We start from the raw sequence: 11632 nt of genomic DNA, 5'->3' as shown, positions 1-11632 counted from the left end.
GTTACAACCTGCCTTTTCTAAATTTCCTTCTGTAAAGAATATAGAACCATCCCCATAGCATATATTAAGTTTTTCTGCTATTTCAGCTTTCATACTAGATGCATCCATTCCATTAGGAAGCTCTATCCAAGTATAATATCCACCATCCGGAATAGTATGCTTTGTTCCCTCTGGGAAGGACTCATCTATAGCATTAAGCATAGCATCCCTTCTAACTCTATAAAGGTTACAAAGATTCACAAGATGATCAGCATAGTAACCTCTCTTAAAGAACTCTGCGCATAATACTTGAGTAACTGTATTTGTGCAAGTATCTGTTCCAAGCTTAATGTTACAAAGCTTATTTATTATTTCTTTATCTGCTACAAGATACCCTAATCTTGAACCTGGTGAGAATATCTTAGACATACTGTTTGTAAGTATTACATGACCAGTGTTGTCAAAGCTCTTAATATATGGAAGTGTTTCACCACTATATCTAATTTCTCTATATGGATCATCTTCAATTACAATTACATCGTATTTTGCTGCTAATTCAGCTAACTTCTTTCTTCTTTCAAGAGACATTGTAACTCCAGTTGGATTTTGGAAAGTAGGTACAGTATATATGAATTTAGGATTGTACTTCTTTATCTTTTCTTCTACATCCTCTATCACTAGACCCTCATCATCCATGGAACAAGGAATAAGATTTGCCTCAAACATCTTATATATCATACTTGTATGAACAAAGGATGGAGTTTCCACCAATATGTAGTCCCCTGGATCAAGATATAACTGAGACAAAAGATTCATTGGTTGAATACCTCCTGCTGTAACCATAATGTTTTCTATCTCAGTTTCCACACCTCTATTAGCAAGAAGCTTATCCTTAATCTGAACTCTAAGCTCCTCATATCCTATAGTAGAACCATACTTTAAAGCTTCATAACCTATATCACCTTCTTTAAATACATCTTGAGAAATCTCTCTTAATTTTTCAAAAGGATAAGCCTCTTTACCTGGAGCTCCACCTGCAAAGGAAATAATATCAGGATTAACAAGAGAATCAGATAATACTTTTAATTTTTTTACTTCTTCCTCCATAACAGAAATTCGTTTTGCAAACTTCGACATAATTACTACCTCCCTTGTATAATGTAGTTATTAGATTTCTGAGAATTAAATAATTTATTGAATTTACAAAAATAAGCTAAATATATATCAAAGAGATTCCTCCACTTACATAAAATTACCATCGCTCAATTCATAATATTCTGTAAAATTTATTTAATATATGTTATAACGTTTTTTAATATAAGAAATTTAACTTAATTTTCTGTTGCTAATTAATTAAATTATAGCATTAACTTACAGTATATGTAAATTTAGATACTATCTAAAAAATTAGCAAAAAATTTAAAAATCTATATTATATAGTCGATTTTTAAATTTTTTGCTATTAATTTTAAACATCTAATTTATAGTATTTATTCTTAACAAATACACTTGTTTGGAATGTAATTATACCTATCCATCCTATTCCAGTCGCAAGTGCTACTCCACCTAGACCCATTGAACCAACTAATAAATAAGAAAGTATAACTCTTATAGTTAGTTGTAATGTTGTCCCTATAACAGGTATATTGACATGACCTGTACCACGATAATACCCCACAAATATACTTCCAATTAAACTAATCACATAAAATAATGATATTATTCTAAAATACTGTACTCCATAATTTAATACTGATTTTCCTTCATTAAATACAAAGAAATTAAGTAAAATATCTGAACGGAAAAATAAAAATAAAATCATAGATATACAAACTAATTGTATCAATATCATTGCATTTTTGAATCCTTCTAAAACTCTTTTATAATTTTTTGCTCCTGTATTTTGAGCGATAAATATTGAAGTTGCCTCTGAACTGCTGTTTCCAAATGCCAAAATTACATCTTCTATTCTACCTGTTGCTGTATATGCCGAAATTGCATCAACTCCAAGTGAATTTACTGCTCCTTGAACAAGAAGTTTCCCTATATAAAGCGAAGATTGATGTAAAGCAGATACAAACGAATACTGACAAGTTTGTTTTACTAAACTAGAATTATATTTCATATCTGATTTTTTAACCTTTAAAATCGGAATTTTATAGATTATGTAAAAATAACATAAAAAAGCTGAGAATAACTGAGATATAACTGTTGCTAATGCTGCACCTCTTATTCCCATAGAAAAATTTTTTATCAACAATAAATCTAAAAATATATTCATCATAATCGAAATTATTAAAAATATAAGCGACATCTTTGTATTTCCAACTGATCTTAAAATAGATGATAAAAAATTATATAAAAAAGTAGCTATAATCCCTCCCAAGATAATGTTCATATATTGAGTAACATAGCTAGTTAATGAACTCGGTGTCTGAATTATTCTTAAAATAAAAGGCAAAAATAAAATTCCTGAAATACTTATAACAATACTTACCACTCCACCTAAAATTGAAGATAAAAATATTTCATTTCTCATAGCATCGTAATTTTTTTCACCATACAATTGTGCAGTTATTATAGATATCCCTGCGCAACACCCAATTATTATAAATATAAATAAATGCATTACAGTTCCTGCAATTCCAATTGCAGCAAATGCGTCATGTCCGACATATTTTCCCACAATTATACTGTCCATTGTGTTATAAAATTGTTGAAATATACTACCTATTAAAAGCGGTATTGAAAGATATATTAGCTGCTTCTTTATATTTCCTTCCGTTAGATTATATGTTTGTTCCATAACTTTTCTCCCTTTCTAATTTTCTCTTTATTTATAAGAACATCTTGATTTCAAAATCATTTATCTTGCTATGTAATATAAAAATTGTAACACCAATTTATATTTTTATATAATGCATATTTATACTATATAATATAAAGTATAATTTATATTTTTTAACATAGGAGGTGATTTCACTGACTCAATTAGAAATTGAAGCTTTTTTAAACATCGTAAAATATGGAAGTATTACTAAGGCTGCCGAAGTTTTATATATAAGCCAACCAGCCCTAAGCCGACGAATAAAATCACTAGAAAATGAACTCCAATACGAATTATTTATAAGACAAAAGGGAATCCGAAATGTAATACTAACGCCTCAAGGAGAGGCATTTATCCCGATTGCAGAAAAATGGCAACAGCTCTGGCTTGAAACAAAGGAAATTAAAACTCTACCTAAAAACACAGTATTTCATATAGCAGCTATAGATAGTATAAATACATACATTTTACCGAAAGTTTATAAATCCTTTGTAGAAAAGAATAATAAAATTCACCTTGTGATTCATAGCTCACATTCTGACGATTGCTATAAATATGTCGAAAATAAGATTGTAAATTTAGGATTTATTTCTGATGATATGTACAATAAAGATGTGAAAACTATACCTATTTTCAGCGAAAAAATGTGTTTTATCTGCAATAGAGAAAATAATTATCCAGAAATTGTACATCCTTCAAATCTAGATTGTAAATCAGAAATCAGACTGCCATGGAATCCCGAATTTGATAAATGGCATAATTACTGGTTTGGATCTTTATCAAAATCACTAATTGTCGTGGATAAGATGTCTCTTTTGGATAATTTTATTCAAATAAAAAACAGCTGGGCTATAGTTCCACTTAGTATCGGTTATTGGCTTTCTCAAAATAATAAAGATTTAGAAATTCATGAAATAGATGACGGACCTCCTGAACGAATTTATTATTATATACAACATATAGATTATAATTCTGAGTATATCGATATATTTTTGCATATACTACAAGATCATTTGAATTCAATTCCTGGAGTTGTATGTCTATTAAAATTGAAATAAAAAATAGGTAATAACTACATTTATATGTTGCTATTACCTATTTTTTACTTTCATCTATATTTTATGCCTCTTCACTAGTAGACAATTCTCCTGCCCATTCAAATCCTTTTTTAGCGATAATAACGGCTATAATCTCATTGATAACTGCAGCTGCAGCAATTGTTCCTTGAATAATTTTTGCGCATTCTGGTGCAGACGAACTTAAAGTGCTGACTGCTATCCCTGTAAACACAAGCGATACTCCTGAATGTGGAAGCAGAGTAAATCCTAAATATTTTTTTACTGTATCTGGTGCATGAGTTATTGTTGCTCCAAATCTAGCTCCAAAATATTTTCCACATGCTCTTGAAACAATATAAATAACAGTAAATAATCCAGCTCCAAAGATTAAATGATAATCAAGAGGTGCTCCTAAATTTAATATTACTGTAATCATAGCAATAGCTAGTATAGGATTAAAATCCTTCATTAAAATCTCTAGTTGCTCGTCACTTATTAAATTAGAAAATACTGCTGAATATGCCATTCCAATCAACATAAAGTTTAAAATTGGTGTTGGTAGTACATAATAATTTAAAGTAATACCTATAATAGAAGCTATCAAAATAGAAATAATCAAGTTTATAAATATATAATTTTTATCACTTGTTTTTTTCATAATATATCCACTGATAAATCCTACAAGACATCCAATTCCAAGCGGTAAAAAAATAAACAAAGGTATAATATAAATTGGCATACTACCAGCAGATAGCTGTCTACTTACAATTGCAATTGTACTAAAGAATACAACAACTCCTACCATATCATCAAGAGCTGCCATGGGAATAAGAGTACTAGTAACATCTCCTTTTGTTCTAAATTCACGAACTATTGATAGCGCAGGTGCAGGAGCAGTAGCCAATGCTATACCTCCAAATAAAAATGCTAAATATAATGTTATATTCATTACTTTAAATACAATACCAAATACCAATGATACAAATAGAAATGTTCCCAATGATTGCGTTAAAGTCGTAATAACAATCTGTTTCCCAGCGGATTTTATTTTTCTCCAAACAAGCTCCGTTCCAATCATAAGACCGACAGAGCATTCTAAAATATTAATAGCATATTTATAAAATTCAGTATCCAAAATATCTTGATTTAATAAATTAAATGCATGTGGTCCCAAAATCATTCCTGCTAAAAGCCAACCTAAAATAGCTGGAAGTTTCAATTTTGAAACAGCTTTTCCAAATAAAATTGCCAATAAAATTGTTAGTGCGTATCTTAATATCATTAACTAAGCCTCCTTTACTATTCCATAAAGTATTATGTTTAACCATTCTACTATCATGTCTTCATGTTTCTCTATGATTGAATGAAAATTTTCATTTTCTTCTGCCGATTTTCGGAAATATTCATTAAACGCATTTATTTGAATATCTAAAAATTTAACTGCTCCATCTACTGATATAGAATCTTTTAAAGGAATTTTTGATAATTGATTCTTAAGAAAAGATAAATTAATCATGTCTAGTTCCTTTTTTAAATTATTCACCTCATGTTGTAAATGTGATGGTGTTCTCAATAAAGCATTGAAAAATAATCCCCTAAATTCGGTATGTTCTTCAAAAAATTGTGCTCTTATCTGCATATATCCTATAACTGCTTCTGATAAATCTAAACAATTAAAATTTTTTTGATTATAATATTCAATTAATGTTTCAAAACATATTTGAACACATTTTAAGTACAAATCGTCTTTATCTTTAAAATAGTGATAAATAATTCCTTTAGAAATTTGTCCTTTTTTACAAATACGATTTAAAGAAGCAGATTCATAATCATACGAATTAAATTCTTCAATTGCGCTGTTTAAAATTTTTTGAATCATTAATTCATTTTGTTTTTCTCTTTTCATAATTTGCCTCCATTTATGGATAATTCGGTTAACCATGATTATATTAACATTTATCGACCATATGGTCAATAAATTCAAAAAATTATTTTTATATCCTTATTATTCGCCATCATATTTTTTTATTCTTTGATTTTTTTGATTTTTAAATATCTAATAAGTTACAATGTGTACAAAACTATGTAAAATATTGTGAATTCGTATCATTCTTGATACTATATAAATATATTTAAAATATATAATAATATATTTGGAGGTTATAATTATGAACGATAATCCAAAGTTAATCGTAATGCTAACACATAATGATAAAACTGTTGATAATGCTTATAAAATTTTTGATCAATGTAAAGACTCAAAGGCAAAATTTTGGGGATTTAAAGAAGAACCTCTACCAATTGACCAAATGAAAAAGTTATATGCTTACATGAAAAAATGTGGTAAAACAACTATTCTCGAAGTTGTGGCATACACAGAAGAAAAGTGCTTAGAAGGTGCTAAAAAGGCGGTCGAGTGTGGATGCGATATTCTTATGGGAACAAAATTTTTCGATTCAGTCAATGAATTTTGTAAAGAAAACAATCTTAAATATATGCCATTTGTGGGAAAGGTTGAAGGCCGTCCGTCTATTCTTAAAGGAACTATTGATGAAATGGTAAACGAGGCGAATAGATGTCTTGAAAAAGGTGTCTACGGATTTGATTTATTAGGGTATAGATATACAGAAAATGCCACTGAACTTAATAAAGAATTTGTTTCTAAAGTAAAAGCTCCGGTATGTATAGCTGGTAGTATAAATAGTTATAAAAGACTTGATGAGTTAAAGGAAGCTAATCCATGGACATTTACCATCGGTGGAGCCTTCTTTGAAAATAAATTTGGTGAAAGCTTTAATGAGCAAATTAACAACGTATGCGATTATATGGAAAAATAGGAGGATTAAATGCTTAAGATTTTTTACCCTTATGAATATGTTGAAAATGTTTTTTCTATTGATTACAAGAAATTATACGATAAGGGCTATAGAGGAATTATATTTGATATAGATAATACCTTAGTACATCATGGTGATGATTCAACAAAAGAAATAGATGATTTATTTCAAACAATTCAAAATATAGGCTTTAAAACACTCTTATTATCAAATAACAGCGAAAAAAGAATTAAAAGATTTATAAAAAATATCGACTCTTTATATATACATGATGCTAAAAAGCCAAAGGTAGATAATTATTTGAAGGCTATAGAAATGATGAATATAAAAAAAGAAGAAAGTATATTCATAGGCGATCAAATATTTACAGATATTTTAGGAGCTAATAAAAGCCAAATAGCTAATATATTAGTTAAATACATACGACTTGAAAACGAAACCAAAATAGGGAAAAGAAGACATTTAGAAAATCTAATTCTTAAATTCTATAAAAGAAATAAATCTTATACACACCGACTTGGTGATATTTTTCAAAAGGAGGTCGATTAAATATGCTATTCAAAAACAAAAATTTTTGCGAGCTTCATCCTATTTGTTACTCTATTTCTGTAAAAAAAGAAATTTTTAAAAGACACTTAAAAGATTTCTTTAGTAAAGAAAAATTTGCTAGCACTATAGAAAATGAAAAATTATCTAATATTGTTTCTAGCCACAGCTCTAATATAATTAAAAGAGGAAAAGGAATTGATATAAACCTTCAAAAAAATAAAGAAGTCAATATCATGCTAGCTTGCAAAAAAATCAATGGTATGATAATTCGTCCAGGAGAAACCTTTTCTTTTTGGAAGACGGTAGGGCCTGTTACAAGTAAAAATGGATATAAAGATGGTCGTGTAATAGTAAATAATGAGCTAAAAGCTGGAACTGGTGGAGGTCTTTGCAATTTAGGAAATACAATAAACCTATTGATTTTACATAGTCCTCTAGAAATTACTGAACTTCATAAACATTCTGATGCTTTGGCTCCAGATCAAGGAAAAAGAGTTCCATTTAGCTCTGGAACATCTATTAGCTACAATTATATTGATTATCGATTTAAAAATAATACTGAACAAAATCTTCAACTGCTTGTATGGTGTCAAGATGGAAAGCTATATGGAGAACTACGAAGTGAGAAAGAATTTCCTTGGAGTTATGAATTAGTTGAAGAAAATCATCATTTTGAAAAAAAAGATGATAAATATTATAGAGTTTCAAAAATTTATAAAAATACTACTGAAAAATCAACTGGAAAGATATTAGATAAAGAACTTATTTGGGATAATCGTTCAAAAGTTATGTTTGATTACGATTTAATTCCTAAAGATCAAATCATAATATAAAAAAGTCTTTATTTTAAAAACCTTCAAGATTGACTTTTCATTTAATTATTGGAGGTTGGTACACAAAAGTGTATCAACCTCATTTAATACTATTATTCAGTTATTTCCCAGTTATGGTACACGTTTTGAACGTCGTCATCATCTTCAAGTAAGTCTATTAATTTTTCCATAGCCTTTACTTGACCTTCATTTTCTAAAACAGTAGTAGTTTGAGGTATTAATTTAACACCAGCAGATACGAATTCATATCCTTTTTCTTGTAATGCATCTCTAACTGCATTGAAATCTTCTGGAGCTGTTATAACTTCGAATCCTCCATCTTCAGCAATTATATCGTCTGCACCAGCTTCTAAAGCATCGTCCATTAATTGGTCTTCTGTTACTCCATTTTCGTCTGATATTAATATTTGACCTTTGTTATCGAACATGAATGATACGCATCCAGTTGTTCCTAAATTTCCACCGTTTTTGTCAAAATAAAATCTCATGTTACCAGCAGTTCTGTTTTTGTTGTCAGTTAATGTTTCTACTATAACTGCAACTCCACCTGGTCCATATCCTTCGTAAGTGTTTGCAACATAGTCTTCTCCAGAACCTGATGCTTCACCTTTAGATATAGCTCTTTTTATGTTGTCATTTGGCATGTTGTCAGCCTTAGCTTTATCTATAGCTGTTTTTAATGCTGCATTGTATTCTGGATCTGGTCCACCTTCTTTAACAGCAACTGTTATTGCTCTTGTATGTTTTGTAAATACTGAACTTCTTTTTGCGTCTTGTTTACCTTTTCTATTGATAATATTATGTATACGACCCATAGTTTGTTTCACTCCTTAACTTTAATTTCGTTCATTCATAGACCTATAAATAAAATTCCCGCTTATAAATCTATCGCCAAAGTAAATTTTAGCACAAAAATGCAATTAAGTAAATTAGAATATCGGAGGTTTTGCCGCAGTATGTCTTTTATGTTCGCTAATTCTGTGAAGTCTGTCTATAATATCTAGATCTTTTTGAGGTACTTCATCTCTTTTGCCTAATACAACCTTGTCTATCATATTGTATGTAGTTCCCATTTCATTTTCATCAGTTTGACCTTCCCATAGTCCAGCTGATGGTGCTCTATCTATTACATCTTGATGTACTCCTAATGCTCTAGCCCAATCGTAAACTTCTGCCTTAGTAAGGTTAGCTATTGGAACTAAATCTACTCCTCCATCACCGTATTTTGTGAAATAACCAGTATGTATTTCTGCTGCATTATCTGTTCCTACAACTAAATATCCTAAATCATTTGCAACAGTGTAAACAGTACTCATTCTAACTCTCGCTCTTAAGTTAGAATCAGCTGATCTTAGTCCATTTTCATTGTATAGTCCTTTTTCTTTAAGTGCTGATGTAACAGTATTTAATATCATTTCTTGTGGTTCAGTTAAATCTAAATCTATATAATCAATTCCACATCCATTTATAACCTTAAGTGCATCTTCTCTATCTTTAGGGTTACTGTTGATACTCATAATTACACCTATAGAATTATCAGGAAATGCTTTTTTGATAAGATAACAAACTACTGCTGAATCTATCCCTCCTGAAACTCCTACTACTAAACCTTTACATCCTGCTTCTTTGACTTTTTCTCTAAGCCAATCCACTATTTTGTCAATCTTTTGATTTATTTCCATTTATTTTGCCCCTTTCGCATAAAAATATACTCTTATAATACCACATTTCTTTAATAAAATTTATCATATTATTTTTATTATTTAATTTATATATTTATTTTTTATTTATACATATTTTTATCAAAATCGTAAATAATAATACAAGGTAGGTGAAAGTATGAATCCATTTAATTTTAAAAACTCTTTAATCGGTAGCCTTACCGGTTTTATTAATGGTTTGTTTGGTTCTGGCGGTGGTACTCTTTTAGTTCCTATTCTAAATAATATTCTAGGAGTAGAAGAGCACAAATCACATGCTACAGCGCTTGCCATCATAATATTTTTGACGACTGCGAGCTCAGCCATATATATTTCCAAGGGTACCTACGATATTCCCTCGACAATTCAAGCTTCGATAGGAAGCATAATCGGTGGACTTATCGGGGCTAAATTACTCAGCAAGGTTACTGGCAAATTTTTGAGAATAGCCTTTGGAATTGTTATGATAATAGCTGCATGTAGAATTATTTTTTATTAAATTCTAGGAGGAATTATGCTTATTGGAATAATCGGATTTTTTGCAGGAATAATAGGTGGCATGGGAATGGGTGGCGGAACAATATTGATACCTGCATTAGTACTATTTGCAAGTATAGACCCCAAAATCGCCCAAAGTATAAACTTACTATCTTCCATACCTATGACAATTGCTGCATTAATAATACACACAAGAAAGAAAAACGTAGAAACACAGCTAGTATTACCTATAGCATTATTCGGTATTGTGGGAGCTATATTCGGTTCTACATTAGCTGAATATATTTCTTCTGAATCTCTTAGAAGATTTTTTGGAGTATTTTTATTAATTATAGGCATATTTGAAATACAAAAGGGTATCTCTCATAAAAATAAAACCTAAAAAGTTTTAGGTTTTATTTTTAAATAAGATATTTTTATTGTGTAATTTTACTTATCAGGTATAAGATAAATAACACGCTTAACTGTCGATTGGTTATTCTGTGCAATACATTTAATATATTGAAGTTTTTTCTCATTAGATTTGTTAGATTCTTTTAAATTATTATTTTTGTCGATTTTATAAACTTCATCATAATTTATTAAATTGTCATCAAACTTATTATATGTAAATGTATAAACATTAGCATTTTTATATTTCTTAAAATTTACTTTTTCTAAAATTGCTAAAAACTGATCTAAATATATATTTTTCTGATTTAATTCAACCTGGTCGTAACCCTTCAAAAAACCATCTTCCATTTTATTTACATCAGTTTTTCCATCCTTGTATGCTATTTGATAACAAGAGCCATTTGACATATCCTCATAAGTTATAAAATATAAACTACGTATATTATCATTTTCATCCATATTCAACGAAAACTCCAATACCTTGTATTCGACATCATCATTTAATACGCTATAAATTTTTTCTAGATATTCACTTGCTATGTTTTTTAAAGCTATATATCCATCTACTTTATCATCATATTGAGAATCAATATTTTCTCTAATCCAAGTATATTGTATAAAATTAGAAAGTGTTACTTTAACCTTGCCATCCTCCTGCTTAATTACATCTTTTACTTTTTTATCTGCAATTTTTTCTTCTAATACATCTGAAGATAAAATTGTAAAACCAAATTCATCGCCATATTTAAGTAAAGAAGTACTGTAACAAAGTTTGCCTAAATAATTCAAATTATCATCTACACTTGTCTGTATAAATGCATCTTTTTTCGATGAACCATTACTATGTGAAATAGGCGAAAGCAAAATTCCACCTTTTCTATCGTATTTTCCATATGATTTAAAATACACCTTATAATCTCCATTTTCATAAGAAACTGATTTAATTTCTATCTTGCAC

13 protein-coding genes are annotated in these 11632 nt (G+C 29.1%); 6 read left to right on the top strand and 7 right to left on the bottom strand.

Going from position 1 to position 11632, the window contains the following annotated elements:
* Positions 1 to 1116: PLP-dependent aminotransferase family protein (locus tag ACI3VO_RS14120; protein WP_439758531.1), on the bottom strand; the 1116-nt coding region annotated here is incomplete at its 3' end.
* 331 nt (positions 1117 to 1447) lie between these two features.
* A complete protein-coding gene (locus ACI3VO_RS14115) occupies positions 1448 to 2785 on the bottom strand; it encodes an MATE family efflux transporter (protein ID WP_439758530.1) in 1338 nt (445 codons plus the stop codon).
* A 167-nt stretch (positions 2786 to 2952) separates the two neighbouring features.
* Between ACI3VO_RS14115 and ACI3VO_RS14110 the strand changes: the two genes are divergently transcribed.
* Complete coding sequence (locus ACI3VO_RS14110; protein ID WP_439758529.1) at positions 2953 to 3864, top strand: LysR family transcriptional regulator; 912 nt, start codon at positions 2953 to 2955, stop codon at positions 3862 to 3864.
* Positions 3865 to 3925: 61 nt separating this feature from the next.
* Here ACI3VO_RS14110 and ACI3VO_RS14105 read toward each other — a convergent pair whose 3' ends face one another.
* Positions 3926 to 5146 (bottom strand): cation:proton antiporter, encoded by a 1221-nt coding sequence (locus ACI3VO_RS14105; RefSeq protein WP_439758528.1) that lies wholly within the window; start codon positions 5144 to 5146, stop codon positions 3926 to 3928.
* A gap of 3 nt (positions 5147 to 5149) precedes the next feature.
* The gene (locus ACI3VO_RS14100) at positions 5150 to 5770 is read right to left on the bottom strand and encodes a TetR/AcrR family transcriptional regulator (protein WP_439758527.1); all 621 of its coding nucleotides are present in this window, start codon (positions 5768 to 5770) and stop codon (positions 5150 to 5152) included.
* A gap of 262 nt (positions 5771 to 6032) precedes the next feature.
* On the opposite strand from ACI3VO_RS14100, the gene ACI3VO_RS14095 reads away from it, so the two are divergent.
* Genes ACI3VO_RS14095 through ACI3VO_RS14085 form a run of 3 tightly spaced genes read left to right on the top strand, consistent with a single transcriptional unit; the run spans position 6033 to position 8083 of the window.
* The gene (locus tag ACI3VO_RS14095) at positions 6033 to 6701 is read left to right on the top strand and encodes a hypothetical protein (protein ID WP_439758526.1); all 669 of its coding nucleotides are present in this window, start codon (positions 6033 to 6035) and stop codon (positions 6699 to 6701) included.
* Positions 6702 to 6710: 9 nt separating this feature from the next.
* On the top strand, positions 6711 to 7250 hold the full coding sequence (locus ACI3VO_RS14090; RefSeq protein ID WP_439758525.1) for a YqeG family HAD IIIA-type phosphatase: 540 nt from the start codon (positions 6711 to 6713) through the stop codon (positions 7248 to 7250).
* Positions 7251 to 7252: 2 nt separating this feature from the next.
* The gene (locus tag ACI3VO_RS14085; RefSeq protein ID WP_439758524.1) at positions 7253 to 8083 is read left to right on the top strand and encodes a VanW family protein; all 831 of its coding nucleotides are present in this window, start codon (positions 7253 to 7255) and stop codon (positions 8081 to 8083) included.
* Positions 8084 to 8175: 92 nt separating this feature from the next.
* Here ACI3VO_RS14085 and ACI3VO_RS14080 read toward each other — a convergent pair whose 3' ends face one another.
* Together ACI3VO_RS14080 and nadE are read right to left on the bottom strand one after the other, a co-directional pair.
* Positions 8176 to 8898 carry a YebC/PmpR family DNA-binding transcriptional regulator gene (locus ACI3VO_RS14080; RefSeq protein ID WP_320624874.1) on the bottom strand — a complete coding sequence of 241 codons (723 nt, stop codon included), beginning with the start codon at positions 8896 to 8898 and terminating at the stop codon, positions 8176 to 8178.
* 114 nt (positions 8899 to 9012) lie between these two features.
* Complete coding sequence (nadE, locus tag ACI3VO_RS14075; RefSeq protein WP_320624875.1) at positions 9013 to 9765, bottom strand: NAD(+) synthase; 753 nt, start codon at positions 9763 to 9765, stop codon at positions 9013 to 9015.
* Positions 9766 to 9922: 157 nt separating this feature from the next.
* On the opposite strand from nadE, the gene ACI3VO_RS14070 reads away from it, so the two are divergent.
* Both ACI3VO_RS14070 and ACI3VO_RS14065 read left to right on the top strand, forming a co-directional pair.
* On the top strand, positions 9923 to 10282 hold the full coding sequence (locus ACI3VO_RS14070) for a sulfite exporter TauE/SafE family protein (protein ID WP_439758523.1): 360 nt from the start codon (positions 9923 to 9925) through the stop codon (positions 10280 to 10282).
* 15 nt (positions 10283 to 10297) lie between these two features.
* Positions 10298 to 10663, top strand: a complete 366-nt coding sequence (locus ACI3VO_RS14065; protein WP_439758522.1) for a TSUP family transporter — start codon at positions 10298 to 10300, stop codon at positions 10661 to 10663.
* Between the two features lie 47 nt (positions 10664 to 10710).
* On the opposite strand, the gene ACI3VO_RS14060 is transcribed toward ACI3VO_RS14065, so the two are convergent.
* Positions 10711 to 11632, bottom strand: a 922-nt coding sequence (locus ACI3VO_RS14060) for a hypothetical protein (protein WP_439758521.1), incomplete at its 5' end; no start/stop codon positions are given.

It is taken from the genome of Intestinibacter sp. (genome assembly GCF_051866655.1).
Lineage (GTDB): Bacteria > Bacillota > Clostridia > Peptostreptococcales > Peptostreptococcaceae > Intestinibacter.
The sequence above is the reverse complement of the archived record's forward strand: the minus strand, read 5'-3'. Positions and strand labels throughout refer to the sequence as shown.